18 protein-coding genes are annotated in these 17,536 nt (G+C 68.5%); 4 read left to right on the top strand and 14 right to left on the bottom strand.

Annotated elements, in window-relative coordinates; translation table 11 throughout:
• Positions 1-16: 16 nt before the first annotated feature.
• From ACW7G2_RS07805 to ACW7G2_RS07790, 4 genes are all read right to left on the bottom strand, one after another.
• Positions 17-1,069: a hypothetical protein gene (locus ACW7G2_RS07805; protein WP_456974439.1), complete on the bottom strand. Its 1,053-nt coding sequence runs from the start codon at positions 1,067-1,069 to the stop codon at positions 17-19.
• Positions 1,070-1,095: 26 nt separating this feature from the next.
• On the bottom strand, positions 1,096-1,686 hold the full coding sequence (locus ACW7G2_RS07800; RefSeq protein ID WP_456974519.1) for a lysophospholipid acyltransferase family protein: 591 nt from the start codon (positions 1,684-1,686) through the stop codon (positions 1,096-1,098).
• A gap of 21 nt (positions 1,687-1,707) precedes the next feature.
• The gene (gene arfB, locus ACW7G2_RS07795; protein ID WP_456974437.1) at positions 1,708-2,115 is read right to left on the bottom strand and encodes an alternative ribosome rescue aminoacyl-tRNA hydrolase ArfB; all 408 of its coding nucleotides are present in this window, start codon (positions 2,113-2,115) and stop codon (positions 1,708-1,710) included.
• Between the two features lie 217 nt (positions 2,116-2,332).
• Positions 2,333-3,103, bottom strand: a complete 771-nt coding sequence (locus ACW7G2_RS07790) for a pseudouridine synthase (RefSeq protein WP_456974435.1) — start codon at positions 3,101-3,103, stop codon at positions 2,333-2,335.
• Between the two features lie 87 nt (positions 3,104-3,190).
• Here ACW7G2_RS07790 and ACW7G2_RS07785 point away from each other — a divergent pair, with 87 nt between their 5' ends.
• The 3 genes from ACW7G2_RS07785 to ACW7G2_RS07775 all read left to right on the top strand — a co-directional run bounded on the left by ACW7G2_RS07785 (position 3,191) and on the right by ACW7G2_RS07775 (position 7,730).
• Complete coding sequence (locus ACW7G2_RS07785; protein ID WP_456974433.1) at positions 3,191-5,971, top strand: M16 family metallopeptidase; 2,781 nt, start codon at positions 3,191-3,193, stop codon at positions 5,969-5,971.
• Between the two features lie 141 nt (positions 5,972-6,112).
• Positions 6,113-6,949, top strand: a complete 837-nt coding sequence (locus tag ACW7G2_RS07780) for a formyltransferase family protein (RefSeq protein WP_456974431.1) — start codon at positions 6,113-6,115, stop codon at positions 6,947-6,949.
• A 1-nt stretch (position 6,950) separates the two neighbouring features.
• Entirely contained in the window at positions 6,951-7,730 is a 780-nt protein-coding gene (locus tag ACW7G2_RS07775; protein ID WP_456974429.1) for a polysaccharide deacetylase family protein, read from the top strand.
• Between the two features lie 33 nt (positions 7,731-7,763).
• Here ACW7G2_RS07775 and ubiB read toward each other — a convergent pair whose 3' ends face one another.
• The 5 genes from ubiB to oleC all read right to left on the bottom strand — a co-directional run bounded on the left by ubiB (position 7,764) and on the right by oleC (position 13,182).
• Positions 7,764-9,431 carry a ubiquinone biosynthesis regulatory protein kinase UbiB gene (gene ubiB / locus ACW7G2_RS07770; RefSeq protein ID WP_456974427.1) on the bottom strand — a complete coding sequence of 556 codons (1,668 nt, stop codon included), beginning with the start codon at positions 9,429-9,431 and terminating at the stop codon, positions 7,764-7,766.
• Complete coding sequence (locus ACW7G2_RS07765) at positions 9,428-10,078, bottom strand: ubiquinone biosynthesis accessory factor UbiJ (RefSeq protein ID WP_456974425.1); 651 nt, start codon at positions 10,076-10,078, stop codon at positions 9,428-9,430. Before ACW7G2_RS07765 ends, ubiB begins: the two co-directional genes overlap by 4 nt.
• Before the next feature lie 135 nt (positions 10,079-10,213).
• Positions 10,214-10,378, bottom strand: coding sequence for a DUF1328 domain-containing protein (locus ACW7G2_RS07760; RefSeq protein ID WP_456974423.1), 165 nt, complete (start codon positions 10,376-10,378; stop codon positions 10,214-10,216).
• Between the two features lie 126 nt (positions 10,379-10,504).
• Complete coding sequence (oleD, locus tag ACW7G2_RS07755) at positions 10,505-11,500, bottom strand: 2-alkyl-3-oxoalkanoate reductase (RefSeq protein ID WP_456974421.1); 996 nt, start codon at positions 11,498-11,500, stop codon at positions 10,505-10,507.
• Positions 11,497-13,182 carry an olefin beta-lactone synthetase gene (gene oleC, locus ACW7G2_RS07750; RefSeq protein WP_456974419.1) on the bottom strand — a complete coding sequence of 562 codons (1,686 nt, stop codon included), beginning with the start codon at positions 13,180-13,182 and terminating at the stop codon, positions 11,497-11,499. Before oleC ends, oleD begins: the two co-directional genes overlap by 4 nt.
• Before the next feature lie 253 nt (positions 13,183-13,435).
• On the opposite strand from oleC, the gene ACW7G2_RS07745 reads away from it, so the two are divergent.
• Complete coding sequence (locus ACW7G2_RS07745) at positions 13,436-14,098, top strand: TenA family protein (protein WP_456974417.1); 663 nt, start codon at positions 13,436-13,438, stop codon at positions 14,096-14,098.
• Between the two features lie 218 nt (positions 14,099-14,316).
• On the opposite strand, the gene ACW7G2_RS07740 is transcribed toward ACW7G2_RS07745, so the two are convergent.
• From ACW7G2_RS07740 to ACW7G2_RS07720, 5 genes are all read right to left on the bottom strand, one after another.
• Positions 14,317-14,724 (bottom strand): OsmC family protein, encoded by a 408-nt coding sequence (locus tag ACW7G2_RS07740; RefSeq protein WP_456974415.1) that lies wholly within the window; start codon positions 14,722-14,724, stop codon positions 14,317-14,319.
• A gap of 44 nt (positions 14,725-14,768) precedes the next feature.
• The gene (locus ACW7G2_RS07735; RefSeq protein ID WP_456974413.1) at positions 14,769-15,692 is read right to left on the bottom strand and encodes an alpha/beta fold hydrolase; all 924 of its coding nucleotides are present in this window, start codon (positions 15,690-15,692) and stop codon (positions 14,769-14,771) included.
• A 208-nt stretch (positions 15,693-15,900) separates the two neighbouring features.
• Positions 15,901-16,197, bottom strand: coding sequence for a type II toxin-antitoxin system RelE/ParE family toxin (locus ACW7G2_RS07730; protein ID WP_456974411.1), 297 nt, complete (start codon positions 16,195-16,197; stop codon positions 15,901-15,903).
• 1 nt (position 16,198) lies between these two features.
• Positions 16,199-16,483 (bottom strand): ribbon-helix-helix protein, CopG family, encoded by a 285-nt coding sequence (locus ACW7G2_RS07725; RefSeq protein WP_456974409.1) that lies wholly within the window; start codon positions 16,481-16,483, stop codon positions 16,199-16,201.
• A gap of 164 nt (positions 16,484-16,647) precedes the next feature.
• A complete protein-coding gene (locus tag ACW7G2_RS07720) occupies positions 16,648-17,442 on the bottom strand; it encodes a TSUP family transporter (protein WP_456974407.1) in 795 nt (264 codons plus the stop codon).
• Positions 17,443-17,536 lie beyond the last annotated feature (94 nt).

Here is a 17,536-nt window from a genome sequence, read left to right as displayed (position 1 = left end):
CACTTCCCCTCTCCGGTCAGCCTGGCCCGCAGGCTTCGCGTTGCACGTCGCTGAGCCCGCCGTTGGTGAATATCCCCAGCTCGGCCGGGTCCTCCCTGGTGGGCGTCCATGACCGCTCCCAGGCATCCGCGGTGGCGCTGGCCTTGCCCACCGCGGCGGCGCCCTCCTGCATGACCAGGCGCTCGAGCCCGAAGTCCACCGCCATCCTCAACCGGTGGGCCTCCGGCAACCCACGCACGGTCGGGTGTCGCTGCATGGCAAACAACACCGCCAATGCCTGCCCGGCGTCGGGCTGGACCACCTGGGCGAGGAAGGTCCGGCGTCCCGGCCGGGCGGTTTCGGGCACCGTGTCATCCGGTGGCAGGTACGCCATGGCCAATGCGTGGAGCATGGCCAGGTCGCCGCCGATGGCCGCCCGGCGGGCCATCGCTTCCGCTTCGCGGTGATAGGTGGCCAGCTCCGGCACCGCGCCCATCATGTCGTCGAACCGGAACGCGTTGCCGATGGCGTAGTGCCGGATCGCCGCCGGATGGCCACCCAGCGCGGCGGTGCGCCAATAGCGCGCACGCTCACCGGCATCGGGTTCCTGGATGTCGGCACAGTGCGCAGAGTCACTGGCCGCGGTCTCCGCCATCGCTTCGATTTCTTCCAGGCGGCTGGCAAAGGCCTGCCTGTGCTCATCCGGCGCTTCGTCAACCAGCCGCTGCATTTCCCTGCGCGTGGCGCTGAACGCGCCCACCGTAAGACGCAGCTCCCCGCAGCGCTCCAGCTCCGCGGCGACCCGGCATGCCGCTGCCACGTCGCCCGTATCCGCGCGCCGCACCAGGTTATCCATCACCAGCCGCAGCGGCGCGTCCAGCGGGGGCAGGGGGAGATCCGGGGCATCCACGGACCTTGGCGCGCCCCTGTCCGCCGTGCGCGTGTTGATCGGGGGGGCGGGAGCGGCTTCCACCGCTTCGGTCACCCCAGCGCTCTCCCGCACCGGTCCGCCGGAGCGCCAGATGGGCACCACGATCACCAGGATCGCTGCCACCACCATGGCCACCACTGCCCAACGCCTTCCGCTCATGTCATGGCCTCCCTGCCGTGATCATGTCATTCCGTCCCGCGGTTGCGCCCCTGCCAGGGGCGGTACCACGTGCGGATGCGGGCAATATCGGCTTCGGCATCACCGGTGGTGTAGAACGGTTCGCCGAAACCGATGACCTTGTCCGGATAGTGGAAATAGGCGGGAACGATCGGCGTCCGGGTGGCATCGGCAATCTTCCAGAAGCCTGTCTTCCAGTGCTCCACCCGCTTGCGGGTGCCTTCCGGAGCCAGTGCAAACCACAGCTGCTCTGAGCGCACCAGCATCTGCGCGGCCTGGCCAACCGTGCCCTGGGGCGCGGCACGATCCACCGCAATCACCCCGAGCTTGCCAAGCAGCACCGACAGCGGCCACCAGAACAGCTGGTGCTTGCCGAGCACGGTAATGCGGATGCCCAGCGCCAGCTTGGCCGCGAACCCCCACAGCCCGTCCCAGTTGGATGAGTGCGGGGCGGCAATCACCACGGCCTTGGGCAGATCAGGCAGTGGCCCCACCACACGCCAGCCGCCGAGCCGCAGCACGGTGCGCCCGAACCAGCGCCAAAAAACGCTGTAGGGCACCCGGGGCACGCTGGGCGGCACCTCGGGCAGCAGCGGCACTTCAACCCCCTTGTCCACTGGCTACTCCCACTCCCTGGCCGAACGACCACGCTTGATCTGGCCACGCACGCGCTTGTCCTGCAAGCGGCGTTCCTTGGAACCGCGGGTCGGCCGGGTGGCAATCCGAGGCTTGGGCGGCTGCGCCCCCTTGGCGATGAAGTCCTGCAGGCGCGCCCTGGCATCTTCGCGGTTGCGCTCCTGGGTACGGTAGCGCTGGGCGTTGATCACCAGCACTCCTTCTGACGTCACGCGGCGGTCGCGTCTGGAGAGCAGCCGCTCGCGGACGGGCTCAGGCAGCGACGGCGAGGCGGCGATGTCGAAGCGCAGCTCCACCGCGGTCGCCACCTTGTTGACGTTCTGGCCCCCAGGCCCGGACGCGCGGATGAACCGTTCGGTGATCTCGTCTTCTGGGATTTCCGGAACCGCCATCGACACCCTCCTGGCGCTGATTCTATCCCCGCCGCCTATCCCCGCCGCTGCTCACGCCCTTGTTGCACCAGCAGCTTGACGCCGCCGAGCGCGAGCGGATCGATCGCATCGTTGTCCGCGGCAACCCCACCATGGCCCAGGCGCTGTCGTGGAAAAAACTGAAGCCGGTGTATAGATATCTACATGGCCGAGCTGGAGCAGGACCTGGCCGCCGAGTTCAACGGGGAATAAGCACCTCGTCACGGGCGACCTGGAGGTCGCCCGCTTCCAGCTTGAACAGCGCCAGGGCGCGGCCGAATTCCGCCTCCAGCGGCGCTTCGACCCGCAGCCGGCGACCGCCCTGCGGGTGATCGAACGCCAGCGCGCTGGCGTGCAGCAGCATGCGGTGGATGCCCATCATGCGGTACTGCCGGTTGTGGCGGCCGTCGCCGTGGCTGGTATCGCCAATCAGCTGGTGTGACGCATGCTTGAGGTGGCGCCGGATCTGGCGGAAACGCCCGGTCTCCGGCATGGCCCGCAGCAGCGCATAGCGCGAGGTGGGAAAGCCAGCCGAGGGCACGTCCAGCTCTGCCGTGGCCAGCCGCTCGAAGCGGGTGATGGCTGGCTTCTTGAGCGGTTTCCCCGGCCCGCCATCCAGCGGATGGTCAACGGTGAACTCCGCCTCCGGCCAGCCGCGGCAGATTGCCAGATACTCCTTGCCCACGGTGCGCGACATCAGCTGCTCGCCCAGCGCCGCCGCGGTGGCGCGGTCGAACGCCAGCAGCAGGCAGCCGCTGGTGGCCCGGTCCAGGCGATGGGCCGGATACACCGGCCGGCCAAGCTGCGCCCGCAGGCGGTTGACCAGGAAGTCGGTCTCACCGCGGGCCAGGCGGCTGTCATGCACGGTCAGTCCCGGCGGTTTGTTGACCACCGCCAGATGTTTGTCGGCGTGCAGGACCGGAATCCCCCGGTCTTCTGCCCTGTCCCTTCCCCGCGCTTCCAGATCCATCAACTGAACATACCTGCTGTGAGCCCGTTCCGGATCGGCAGCGGGATTTTTGCTATTTTCGCCGCTCACCAAAGGAAGGGGAAATCAATGTCGATTCGGTTGCAGGGGTCGCAGCGCCTGGCAGCGACGCTCATGGCGCTTGTCCTGGCCCTGATACTTACTTCGCCAGTGGCCGCCCGCCAGCAGGTTCCGGCCGAGCCGGTGCTCAGCGCCGAAGGCATCAGCGAATACGCCTTGGACAACGGCATGCGGGTGGTGCTGTTTCCTGATTCGACCAAGCCGGTCACCACCGTCAACGTGACCTACCTGGTCGGCTCGCGCCACGAGAACTACGGCGAAACCGGCATGGCGCATTTGCTTGAACACCTGGTGTTCAAGGGCACGCCCACCAATGAAGACATCCCCGGCGGGATGCGCCAACGCGGCGTCCGCTTCAACGGCACCACCTGGCTGGACCGCACCAACTACTTCGCCAGTTTCGCCACCAACCCGAATACGCTGGAGTGGCTGCTGCAGATGGAAGCCGACCGCATGGTCAACTCACACATCTCGCGCGAAGACCTGGACAGCGAGATGACCGTGGTCCGCAACGAGATGGAGATGGGCGAGAACAGCCCGGTCGGGGTGATGATGCAGCGCCTGTTCTCCACCGCTTATCTCTGGCACAACTACGCCAAGACCACCATCGGCGCGCGCTCGGACGTGGAAAACGTGCCGATCGATCGCCTCCAGGCCTTCTACCGCACCTGGTACCAGCCGGACAATGCGGTGCTGGTGGTGGCTGGGGACTTCGACCCCGCCGCGACGCTGCAGGCCGTGGCCGCGAGCTTCGGCGCGATCCCGCGCCCGGAGCGAGCGCTGCCTGCCACGTACACCACTGAGCCGCCGCAGGACGGCGAGCGCGAGGTCGTCGTGCGCCGGGTCGGCGAGACGCCGTTCCTGGGCCTGGCCTACCACATCCCCGCCGGTCGCCATCCGGACAGCGCCGCGATCGCGGTGCTGGGACAGGTGCTTGCTCACTCTCCGACCGGGCGCATGCATCGCGGGCTGGTCGAACCCGGCAAGGCTGCCGCAGTCCAGAGCCTGGAGTTCTCCATGGACCAGCCCGGCCTGATGATGTTCCTGGCCTCGGCCGTGGAGGGCATTGATCTGGACGGGCTGCAGGCGGACATGCTTGCACTGATCGAAGCGCGTGACGCCGGACCGTTCACCGAAGAAGAGGTGGCCGAAGCCCGGCAGCGCATCCTGACCGGCATGGAAATGGCCATGCGCGACCCCAACGCCATCGGCGTGGCGCTGTCGGAGGCGATCGCCCAGGGTGACTGGCGCCTGCTGCTGCTCAGCCGCGACCTCACCGAGCAGGTCACCGCCGACGACGTGAACCGCGTAGCCCAGGCCTACCTGCAGCGCAACAACCGCACCGCCGCCCGCTTCATCCCGACACAAGCACCGGAACGGGTTGAGATCCCCGCCGCGCCCGATGCCGCCACTCTGCTGGCCGACTACCAGGGACGCGAGGCGATGGCCGCTGGCGAAGCCTTCGATCCCTCGCCCGCCAACATCGACGTGCGCACCGCCGTCGCCACCCTGGACAACCAGGCGGAGCTCGCGGTGCTGGCCAAGTCGACCCGCGGCGAGTCGGTGCAGGTGCGCATCGACATGCGCCTGGGTGATGAAGCCTCGCTCATCGGCCGCGGTTTCAACGCCGAACTGGTACCGGGAATGCTGACACGGGGCACCGAAGGCCTGGACCGCGCGGCTATCTCGCGCCGCCTCACCGGGCTCAAGTCCGCGCTCAACGTTGGCGGCTCTGCGACCAGCGCCTCGCTGGTCGCCACCACCGACCGCGACAACCTTCCGGCACTGCTGGAGCTGGCGGCCTCGATCCTGCGCAACCCGACTTTTCCGGAAAGCGAGTTCGAACAGCTGCGTACGCAGGTGCTGACAAGCATCCGCGATGCCGTGACCGATCCGCAGGCGGTAGCGTCCAGCGCCATGAACCGGTACTTCGACCGCTGGCCCGAGGGACATCCACACGCGTCGATGACGTTCGAGGAGCAGATCCAGGCGCTGCAGGCGGTCGAGCTGGAGGACGTGCGCGCGTTCCACCGTGACTTCTACGGCACCGCGGGCGCAAGCATCGCGATCGTAGGCGACGTGGACGCCGAGGCGGTGCAAGCACAGGTGGACGAGCTGTTCGGGGACTGGAACGCGCGGGTCGCGTTCACCCGCATTCCCACGCCCCACCATGCGATGCCGGCGGTGCGCGAGCAGCTTGAGACCCCCGACAAGGCCAATGCCATGCTGCTGGCCCACCTGCGGATGCCGGTGGGCCAGGACCATGGGGATTACGCCGCCCTGGTGGCGGGCAACCAGATCCTCGGCGGCGGCACCAAGTCGCGGCTCTACGACCGCATCCGCCAGCGCGAGGGCCTGAGCTATGCCGTCGGCTCGGCCTTCGCCGCGGAGCCGCTGGACGAGGCTGGCCACCTCACCCTCTATGCCTTGGCTGCGCCGGAGAACGTGGCGGCGGTCGAAGTGGCGATTGCCGAAGAGCTCGCGCTGCTGCTGGAGGAAGGCATCGGCGAGGAAGAGCTGCGCGAGGCCGTTGACGGGATGCTCGAGTCGCGGCGCACTTCGCGCGCCAGTGACGGCGCGCTGGCGGGCATGCTGTCCAGCAACCTGTACCTGGACCGGACGATGGCCGACGCGGCGAAGTTCGAGGACGACCTGCGCGCGCAGACGCCTGACAGCGTGCACGCCGCGCTGCGCCGCCACCTGCGCCCGGCCGAGATCTCATATTTCGTCGCCGGCGACTTCGAAGCTGCAGAAGGCAAGGCCCCTGCCAGGGTTCCAGCAGCTGACTGAAGCGGCTGACGGCAGACCGGGTCGACCACACACCAACACGCGGGCCGGCACCGGCCCGCGTGTTGGTGACCAGGGGCATGGCATGAATCGGCCCCGTTTTGCGTACACCTTGGTGTATGCCGCTGAATCCCGACAATCGCCGTGCCAACTACCAACCGCCGGGCCGGCGTTTACGGCCGTGGTCGGGCGGCTGAGGTGCGCACGGTCCTGATCTGCCATGCGGGCGCCGAGTTCGACCAGCGCGGACTGGCGCCCTGGCTGGCCTCGTTCTCGACACTGGCGGGCATCGTGGTGCTGGATGAGACGGCGGTGCAGAAGCGCCGCCGCTACCTTCGCGAGTATCGCAGGGTCGGGGCGCTGGGCATGGTCGACGTGGGGGCGATGCGCCTCTACCAGCGCCTGTTCCACCACGCTGCCAATGCTGCCTGGATGCGCGCGACCCTGGCGGAAATGAAACGCCGCTACGGCCCGGCGCCGGAAGTACCGCAACTGCGTGTCGCCAGTGGCAACGACCCTGCGGTCGTCGCCTTGCTGCGTGACCTGCGCCCGGACATCGTCCTGGCGCGTTGCAAGCAGCTGCTGTCAAAGCGGGTGTTCTCGATCGCCCGTGCCGGCACCCTGGTGATGCACCCGGGGATCTGTCCGGAGTACCGCAACGCCCACGGCTGCTTCTGGGCGCTGGCCGAGCGCGACCTCGAGCGCGTGGGGATGACCTTGCTGCGCATCGACGCCGGCATCGATACCGGACCGGTGCTTGGCTATTACCGCTGTCGGTTTGACGAGCGCCGCGAAAGCTACGCCGTGATCCAGCGCAAGGTTGTATCCGACAATCTCGACGCGCTGGCCAGCCGGTTCGCCCAGATCCACGCCGGCACCGCCGAACCGATCGACACCCGCGGACGCCGCAGCGGTGAATGGGGTCAGCCGCGGCTGAGTCGCTACCTGCGCGCACGACGCGCACTGCCCAACGGGGGATGAGATGGCAATCGCGAGTCTGATGTACCACGACATCGTTGCCGACGGCGACTGGGACGCCAGCGGCTTCGCGGGTCCCTCGGCCGCTTCGTACAAGTTCAGCCACGACGCGTTCGAGCACCAGCTGCAGGCGCTGGCGCGGACCGGCCTGCGCTTCCCTCGTATCAGCGACCTGGGCAGCGATGCGCGCGACGCCTGCCTGATCACCTTCGACGACGGCGGCGCGAGCGCGGTGGATGCCGCGCGGCGGCTCGACCGCCATGGCATGGCCGGGCACTTCCTGATCACCGGCGCCCGCGTGGGCACCCCCGGTTTCGTCACCGCAGCGGACCTGCGCGCGCTGGTCGGCGGCGGGCATGTGGTCGGCAGCCATTCGCATACCCATCCGGCGGACATCTCCCGGCTTGCCGCCGACGTACTCGCCGCAGAGTGGCGCGACAGCGTGGCACTGCTGTCGGACCTGACCGGCCAGCCGGTGGAGGTAGCGTCGGTGCCCGGCGGCTTCCACTCCACGCGCGTGGCGCGCGCGGCGGCGGAGGCCGGCATCCGGTACCTGTTCACCTCGGAGCCAACCATCACGGTCGGACGGGTCGCCGACAGTCTGGTCCTGGGCCGCTATGCGCTGCAGCGCGGAGTCGGTCCGGCACAGGTCGCCGACCTCGCCACCGGCCGCAGCGGCGCGCGTGCCCGGCAGTGGCTGATGTGGAACCTCAAAAAGCCGGCCAAGCGCTTCGCCGGACCGGTTTACCGCTCACTGCGCAGGCGCGCTTTCAGCGGCGCCTGACCCGGCCTCGTAGCCAGACGGCTCCGCAGGAGTTCAACCGCGCCGCCAGGCGGCCATCAGCGCGGCCACCCCGCCCAGCCCGGCCGCCCAGGCGGCCACGGAGACGCCGGCTACCGCCGGCCCTCCGGCTTCAAAGCCGTAAAGGACCGCGGCCGTCACCAGCAACCCTGCCCCGGCGATTGCCGACACCGCGCGCCGCTGCAGCGCGCGGATCTCGCCGGTCAGTGCCACCAGATCGTTCGAGCGCATCTGCAGCTCGTGCCGGCCCGTCACCTGCTGCTCCAGCCACGCGTGCACCAGGCGCGGCATCTCCGGGGTCTTCGTCACCAGCTCGGGCAGGCGCCGGCGGAACTCGCGGGCCAGCCGGCGCGGGCTGTATCGCTCGGCCAGGATCCGTTCCAGCACGGGGCGGGCGACGGCCCAGATATCGATCTTCGGATCCAGCAGCCGGCCCAGGCCCTCGATGCTCAGCAGCGTCTTCTGCAGCAGGATCAGCTGCGGCTGCAGGGTCAGCTCGTATTTCTGCGCGGTGCGGAACAGCTTGCCCAGCACCTCGGCCAGCGAGATCTCCGCCAGCGGCCGGGTGAAGTACGGCTCGCACACGCCGCGGACCGCGGCTTCCAGCTCGTCCAGGCGCACGTTGGCCGGCATCCAGCCTGCCTGCAGGTGCAGTTCGGCGATGCGCCGGTAGTCGCGGTTGAAGATGGCCATGAAGTTCTCGGCCAGGTAGTACTGGTCCTCGCTCGAGAGCTGGCCCATGATCCCGAAATCCAGGGCGATGAAGCGCGGATTGTCCTTGCGCGTCTCGTCCACCCAGATGTTGCCGGCGTGGGCATCGGCGTGAAAGAAATTGTCGCGGAACACCTGGGTGTAGAACACCCGCACGCCCTTGGCCGCCAGCGCACGGCGGTCGATGCCGGCCGCATCCAGCGCGGCCACATCGTCACTGGGAATGCCGCGCACCCGCTCCAGCGTCAGCACCCGCTCGGCGGTGTGCGACCACAGCGGCTCGGGCACGTAGAGGTCATCGGAGCCCAGCCAGTTGCGGCGCAACACCGAGGCGTTGGCGCCCTCGCGCTGCAGGTCCAGCTCGGCGGCCAGAGTGTTCTCGATCTCGGCCACGATCTCGCGCGGGCGCAGGCGGTGGGCGCGCGGATGGGTGCGGTCCACCAGCCCGGCGATGCTGTTGAGCAGGGCGATATCGGCGGCCACCTGCTGTTCGATGCCCGGACGCAGCACCTTCACCACCACTTCGCGCGGGGCAGCGCCGTCTTCGACCGGCAGCGTGGCCGCATGCACCTGGGCAATGGAGGCCGACGCCAGCGGCTCGATGTCGAAGCTGGCAAAGGCCTCGTCGATCTTCCGCTCCAGTGCCTGTTCCACCAGCGCGCGCGCGGCGTCGCCGTCGAACGGCGCCACCTGATCCTGCAGCAGGGCCAGCTCTTCGGCGATATCGGGCGGCACCACGTCGCGGCGGGTGGAGAGGATCTGGCCGAACTTCACGAACAGCGGGCCCAGCTCCTGCAGGGCCAGGCGCAGGCGGGCACCGCGCGGCATCGCCTGCACTTCGGCCGAGGCCCGCGGCACGAACGGACGCATCAGTTTCAGCCAGCGCTCGGCCGGGCTGCCTTCCAGCAGCGAATCCAGCCGGTAACGCAGCAGCACGCGGCCGATGCGCGAGGCCCGCAGCAATGCGCTCATGCCTTGGCGCCTGCTGCGCTGCGCAGGCGGCGGATGCGCGCGTCCAGCCGTTCCACGTCGTCGCGCAGCACGTCGACGTCTTCATGGAAAGCTTCCAGTTCGGCGCGGGCCACCACGTCACGGGATTCCTCGGTCACGTACTCGGCGGCGCTGCGGGCGAGTGCCTGGCCGGTCACCTTCGCCTGGCGCAACGCGCCGGCCAAGCCCTGGGCGATCTGCACGCCGATGACATCGCCAAAGACCTCGGCGAACGGCGCCTCCCAGTCCGGGTCGAAGCCGCGGGCCAGCGCCTGCACCCGTCGCGCCAGCTCCGCATCGCCCTCGATCCGCATCCGCCCCACCGGCGCGCCATCGCCCGGGCGCAGGCCAGGCAGCTGCGACAGCAGCCCGGCAAGGGTGCTGCGCACGGCAAGGTCCGGCTCCTGGTCCTCTTCCACCGGGCCCACTTTCAGCGAGCGGTCGTGGACGGTCAGCTGCAGTGCCAGCGGGGGCGAGGCCAGCCGCAGCACCAGACGGCGTCCCTGCAGCGGACCCAGGGCGTCCCGGGTGTCGGGATCCAGCGCCAGGGCGCGCTCGAGCGCACGCTCCAGGGCGCGCCCGGCCAGCGGCTTGAGCGAAGACAGGGGGGAACGGGATTGGTCGACCATGGCGGCATTGTAGCTGCGGCGCGGGCGTGCGTTGCCTTGCTGCAGGCATGAAAAAGCCCGCCGTCTCCGGCGGGCCTTGAGCGGGCTTTCACCCCTCGGCTCTGCTGGGCGGACCCGGGTCCGCCCAGCAGGTGATCAGACTCTGGGACCGCGGCCCCGGATGAGCGAGATCACCGCGATGATCAGGAACACAACGAACAGGATCCAGGCAACATTGCCCAGCGCGCCTGCAATGCCTGTCAGTCCGAGCACCGCAGCGATGATGGCGAGAACAAAAAACAGCACGGCATAGTTAAGCATGGTGTCGACCTTCCCCTTCCGGGCGTGTGGGATACGGTTTCGATCTTGCCGGGGGTGAAGTATTCAGCTGGTGATGAAATCCGCCCTGCTGGGGATAGGTTCAGCGTTGTCTGTGCGCGGTGAAGATCAGCGTTGATGCCACGCCCGGGCCAACCGTTCCAGCCCTTCAGCGATGGAGACGCTCGGCACATAGCCGAAGTCACGCGTGGCCGGCGCCATGTCATACCAGTGGGTGGTGCTGAGCTGTTCGGCCAGGAAACGGGTCAGCGGTGGCTCACCCGGCAGGCGCAGCAGCGGCCAGAGTCCTTCGCTGACCGCACCGATTGCATAGGCGACGCGGAACGGCACGGTCTTATCGACCGGCGGCGCGCCGGCCGCGGCCAGCAGGCCATTGAGGATCTCGCGCACCGGCCTGGGCTCGCCGTTGCTGATGAAGTACGCCTTGCCGGCGCAGGCAGCGCCGGGCGCCAGGTGCTCGAACGCCTTGAAATGCGCGTCTGCGGCGTTGTCGATGTAGGTGGTGTCGATGCGATTTTCGCCGTCGCCGACGAAGCGCAGCCGCCCCGCGTTCGCCCGCTCCACCAGCCGCGGCAGCAGCTGGTTGTCACCCGGCCCCCAGATCAACCGCGGGCGCAGGGCAACGGTGGACAGCTCCGGCCCGTTGGCTGCCAGCACGGCCTTCTCGGCGATGGTCTTGGTGGTGGCATAGGGCGCCTTGAAGCCGCTGCCGTAGGGCACCGTGTCCGCGGTGCCACCTTCCACCGGATGGGTCTTGCGGTGGGTGACGCTGGGGGTGGAGGTGTAGACCAGGCGCCCGATGCCGTGCGCACGGCAGGCATCCAGCACGTTCTGCGTGCCGACCACGTTGGCCTGGTGGTAGCTGTCGTAGCTACCCCACGCCCCGGCCTTGGCCGCGTTGTGGAAGATCGCTTCCATGCCCCGGGCCGCGCCCAGCACCGCCTCGCGGTCGGCGAGGTCGCCGCGCACCTGGCCCACGCCCAGCGCATCCAGCTCCGGGTAGTGGCCACGGTTGAAGCTGGTGACCTCATGCCCCTGTTCGACCAGCCCGCGACACAGCGCCTGGCCGAGGAAGCCGCCGCCGCCGGTGACCAGGATTTTCATCGTTTGGCCTCCTTGCCCTCGCCATCGCCGCGAGGCGCGCGGCGCAGGCGCATTTCAGCCCATCTCGCGAGCTTTTCGCGGCCGATCTTGGCGTTGTGGCGGATATCGACCGGGAAACCGGGATGGAACAGGAAGGTCTGCACGCTTGCGGTGTGCACGAACCCCTTGCCGAGGTGGCGCAGCTCGGACACGACCCGCGCCTGCTCGCCCATGCCCACGCCGGAGTGCAGCTCCACGCACAGCACCGGCCGTTGCGCCTGCCGGTCGCCCACGCCAACCAGGGCAGTGCGACGCACGTGGGGATGGGCGTCAAATACCGGCTCCACCTGCTCGGTGCACAGCGTGCCGCCCCCGGGGGTGATCACCCGGTGCGACTTGCGCCCGCAGAACCACAGTCGGCCCTCGGCGTCGAAATAGCCCAGGTCGCCCATGCGGTGGACGATGCGCCCGGTGCCATCCGCAAGCACCTCACGGACCTTGGCCAGGCGGGTCTGTTCGTCGCGGTTCCAGTAGGTGTCGGTGGCGGTCGGGCCGGCCACGGTGATTTCGCCGATCAGGTCACCTTGGACCACAAGGTCGTCGGACCATTCCGGAATCGCGTCATCGCGTACACGGATGATGCGCACCTCGTTCGGCGGCACCGGCCGGCCCACGCAGGTGCCCGCACCCTGGCGGGTACGCGCACGCAACGCGATCAGTTCCCGGCCTTCGATGACCGACACAGGCAGGCATTCGGTAGCGCCGTAGGGCGTCCAGAAGCCGGCGTCTTCGGGCAGCAGCTCGTGCATGCGCGCGACCACCTCGGCCGGCACCGGCGCGCCGGCCGAGGTCACCCGCCTGAGCGAGGGCAGCGGCTTGCCGTATTCGGCCAGCACCCGCATCAGCGCGGGCGAGCCGAACAGCTGGTCGACGCCGAAACGCTCGATCGTGGCGTGCAGCTTCACCGGGCTGGCCTGGGCCGGGCGCGTTGGATCCATGTCGGGGATGATCGAGGTCAGGCCGAGCGCGGGGTCGAACAGGGCGAACGGCGGGAATGTGGGCATGTCCACGCCACCCGCCTCGATGTCGAAAGCGCCGCCCAGCATGTCGATCTGGGCCATGAAATGCCGGTGGCGGTAGACCACGCCCTTGGGCACTCCGGTCGATCCGCTGGTAAACAGGATACCGGCCATATCGTCGGGCGCCGTATCGGTGAGCTGCGGACCGGCATCGGCGCCTTCCTGCTCCACCTGGGCCAGCGTGGCATCGGCCAGCCAGGCGCGCCGGCCGGTGGTGATACGCACGCGCGTGGTTTTCTTCGCCCAGCCCAGCAGGGTGCGCGCGAACATCGCCAGGGGAATGCCGATGAAGGCATGCGGCTCGGCTTCGTCCAGGCACTGCTTCAGCGCGCGCTTGTCGATGCCCGGATCCACCAGCACCGGCACCGCGCCGGCCTTGAACAGGGCGAACATCAGCAGGAAGAACTCGGGCGTGGGCCGCACCATCACCACCGTGCGGCTGCCGCGGGCAATGCCGCGCTTGGCCAGGCCGGCAGCAATGGCATCGCTGCGGCGGTCGAGTTCGCCGTAGGTCAGGGCGTCGGCGTATCGGCCATCGCGGCCGGGATAGCGCATGGCGATGCGTTCGGGCGCTTCGGCGGCCAGCCGCGGCAAGGCATCGGCAATGTTGCATGTGTCACTCATGCCCCGATTATCGCCGCTCCCGCCCATCACCGCTGCCCTCGCGCCCTTGTGTAGGAGCGCGCCATGCGCGCGAAACCGCGTGAATTCCATCGGTGCCGCAAGACCTCGGCCACGACGCGGTTGCCGAAGGTGCGTTTCAGGCCATGTGTCACGCGGCTTCGCGCGCGTGGCGCGCTCCTACGGGACGGAGGTGGATTGCTTACCATATGGGGTTTGCGTCATTCGTCCTTTTGCCACGGGAGCATCACCCCCCATGTCCCTGTTTGAACGCCTCAAGACCACCGCCGCCGACGACTGGAACGACTACGTTGACCACGCTTTCGTCCGCGGCCTTGGCGATGGCAGCCTGCCGGAAGCGGCGTTCCGCAATTACCTGGTGCAGGACTACCTGTTCCTGATCCAGTTCGCCCGCGCCCATGCGCTGGCCGCATACAAGAGCCGCACGCTTGCCGACATGCAGGCCGCGCGCGGCGGCCTGGGGGCGATCCTGGACGAGATGGGCCTGCACCTGCGCGTGTGCGAGCGCTGGGGCCTGTCGGCCGCCGACGTGGAGGCCACCGAAGAGCAGCAGGCCACCGTGGCCTACACCCGCTTCGTGCTGGATGTGGGCATGTCAGGCGACCTGCTGGACCTGCAGGTAGCGCTGATCCCGTGCACCCTGGGATATGCCGAGATCGGCCGCCGGCTCACGCCGGACGGCATCAACGCCATCCCCGCCGACCATCCGTACCGCGACTGGATCGCCGAGTATTCCGGCGATGCATTCCAACAGGCCGGCGCGGCCGCGCACGAGTGGCTGGACGACCTCGGCCGCCGCTACGCCAGCGACAACCGCTATCCGGAACTGGTGCAGATCTTCCGCAAGGCCTCCCGCCTGGAATCCGCCTTCTGGCAGCAGGGCCTGGACGCCGCCTGAGCCGCGCGGCCCGGGGCCCTGCCAAATGGCCGCGCCCTGTAGGAGCGCGCCATGCGCGCGAAGCCGCGTGACGACTGGGCTGCTGCGCAGGGTCGGCGTCGACGGAATAACCGGCGCGCCGTCAAACTGCGTCATGCGCGAGGCGTCGATGACAGCCTGGTGACCGAAGTCCTGTCAGGCCGATCAGGTTCACGCGGCTTCGCGCGCGTGGCGCGCTCCTACACCAAGGCGGTATCGATACGGATTTCGCCGGCCAGCAGCTTGTGCACCGGGCAGGCGTTGGCAATCTGCAGCAGGCGCTCACGCTGCGCCGCGTCCAGATCGCCCTTTACGGTCAGCCGGCGGCGGATGTCGTTGCCGGCCTTCGGCTTGCCGTCCGGGTTGAGCTCCAGGTCGACCACCACGTCCTCCAGCGGCCACTGCTTGCGCGCCGCGTACATCTTCAGGGTGATCGCGGTGCAGGCGCCCAGCGCAGAGAGCACCAGCTGCATCGGATCCGGCGCGGTATCCCCGCCGCCCAGCGATACCGGCTCGTCGGCTTGCCAGCGGTGGCCGGCTGGATCGGTCAGTTCAACGATGTAGTCGGTTGCGGTTGATTCCGCCCGCACGCGGGTTACGTTGGCCATGGCTGCTCCTCGGGTGTGCCCGACAGCTTACCCAACCCTCGGGATCAGCCCACCAGCGGGTTCGCGTCGAGGAAGCGACGGATCGCCGGCACCAGCACCTCGTGCTTGTCTTCCAGCACGTAGTGCCCGGCATCGTCGAAGGCCATCACCTCGGCCCCCGGCAGGTCGGCCTTGAAGCGGTCCAGGAACAGCTGGTCGAACACGAAGTCCTTCAGCCCCCAGCCGATGAAGGCCGGCAGGCCCGCGTACTCGTGCAGGCGCCTGCCGGATTCCTCCAGCAGCGGCCACGCCTTGTCCTTGGGTGACAGCGGGATGTCCTGCATGAAGCGCACGGTGGAGATGCGGTTCTTCCAGCTGTCGTAGGGCGCCACGTAGGCACGACGCACTTCGGGCGGCATCTTCCGCTCCACGCCCAGGCGGGAGGCGCCGCTGGAAAACGCGTTGAAGCCGCGGATCACCATCTCGCCCACGTTGTAATCCCGCCCGAGCGCCAGCTGCCAAGGTACGGTCTTGGCCTCCGGCATCGGGAACGCGGCCGTATTGAGGATCACCAGCCGCTGCACCTGGGCCTGGTGCGACAGCGCCCAGCCGAAACCGATCATCCCACCCCAGTCGTGCACCGCCAGGGTCACCGGCCCGTCGATGCCCAGGTGCTCCAGCAGCGCGCCCAGGTCATCCACGCGCGACTGCAGGGTGTAGTCGTAGCGCGGCAGCGCCTTGGGCGCATCGTCCGGCTTGTCCGACAGCCCCATACCCACGTGGTCGGGCACGATGCAGCGGTAGCCTTTGCCAGCACCCGGGTCGCTCAGCCCGTTCACCAGGTGCCGCCAGTAGTAGCTCCACGACGGATTGCCGTGGACCATCACCACCACTTCGCCATCGCGCTGGCCTTCGTCGAGATAGGACATCTCGATCCCGGGACGGACCTGGAAACGGTGGCGGACAGCGGGGTAGTCGGGGAAGTTCATGCGGCAGCTGGAACGGACAGGGTGGCCAATTGTAGGCCGCAGGGCCCGATTCAACGGAACAGGTGGCCCTGGTTCCCCACAAACGCCTCGCGGATCTCTTCCACCGGCCCAACATTCGCTTCGCATCGCTGATACCGCCATAGCGGATCCGCAGGAAGTCGCCGACCTTTGTTGTCGTCGGAGAGTGTCGCGATCACCGTACCCCGGCTCATCGCTGAGTGTAGCCTGCTTCGCGCTGCGCCCGGATGGTCAAAATCAGCGCTGTATCAATCAACGATATGTAGCGATACAGCGCCACGTATCCGTGCGCGCCCCGGCCGATCAGAAGTTCGCGCATGTCGTCGCCGACCGGCCGGCCGATGAGCGGGTTGTCGGCCAGTACGTCGAAGGCGCTGATGATCTGGCCGGTTCGATCTTCCGCGCCCTCCGCCTCGTAAAGCTCCAGATGCTCCAGGATCCGGCTGAAATCATCGATCACCCCCGACGCCAACCTGACGCGCGTCACCTCAGGGATCCAGCTTTCCGGCTCGGGGCCGCTTCACCGCCTGACCTGCCACACGACCCTTGAGCCAAGCGCGCGCTTCCCCCCAGGGAATGCTCTTTCCAGACTCGATGAATTCGGCGTAGCGCTGATCGGCCACCGCATGGAATTCCGCCTGGCGGGCGGCGAGATCCGTCTTCTCCGCGATCGCCTCCAGGATGAAATTGTGCGAGGTCGTACCCGCCTGTTTCGCCGCCTCCGCCACGCGGGCCTTCAGCTCTGCGGGCAGGCGGATGGTGGTGGTGCTCATGACTACCTCCGGGGAGTAAGCTCCCGGGAAATGTACCACTTCTGTGCTACATGGCGCGACAGGGGACATTGCGGCCTTCGAAACCACTACAGGCGGAGTGCTGAGCAAAACCGGTAAGCCGCGCGGCTTTATGCGCGGGTTGGCTTTCCATACACGTACCGCCCTCACCCGCCCGGCAGCCAACCCCGAAGCAGCATTCCCAGCGGATTGGCCGGATCCGACAGCAGCTTGGCGGTCAGCGCCAGCGACATCACCACCAGCAGCGGCCGGATCGCGCGGCCGCCCACGCGCAGCGCAAGGCGTGCACCCAGCTGGCCGCCGGCGACGCTGGCCACGGCCATCACCAGCCCCACCTTCCACAGCACGTAGCCGCCCACCATCAGGGTGATCAGGGCGGCAAGGTTGCTGGCCAGGTTGAGCAGCTTGGTGTGGGCGGTCGCCGAGATCAGGCCCATGCCGAACAGCGCCACCAGCGCGGTGGCCATGAAGGAGCCGGTGCCCGGGCCGAAAAAGCCGTCGTAAAAGCCAATCGCGAAGGCGATCGTGACCAGGGCGGTGTTGCCCAGGCGCGCGCGGGTATCGGTTTCACTGGCCTTGGGGCCAAGCAGGAAGTAGGCGGCTGTGGCCACCAGCAGCACCGGCACCAGGCCCATCAGGAACGAGGGATCCACCACCTGCAGCGTGAGCGCCCCGCCCACCGACCCGGCGAACGCCGCCACCGCGGGCCACAGGAAGCGGCGGAAGTCGATCCGCCCCTGGCGCGCGAAGGTCAGCACCGCGCTGCCAGTGCCAAAGCTGGACTGCACCTTGTTGGTGGCGATCGCCTGCACCGGCGGCACCCCGGCGGCCAGCAGGGCCGGGATGGAGATCAGCCCGCCGCCTCCGGCCATTGCATCAATGGTGCCGGCGAAGAAGGCCGCCAGCGCCAGCCATGCCAGTACGTCCGCTCCGAATTCCATGGCTCAGCGGCGGCCCGCCAGCATGGCGACGCATGTCATTTCATGTGTTCCCAGACGCAGCAAGGGCCGGACAAGCCGGCCCCCACGATTCAAA

It is taken from the genome of Luteimonas sp. A277 (genome assembly GCF_054052045.1).
Note: the sequence above shows the minus strand (reverse complement) of the source record. Positions and strands in the feature narration are given on the sequence as shown.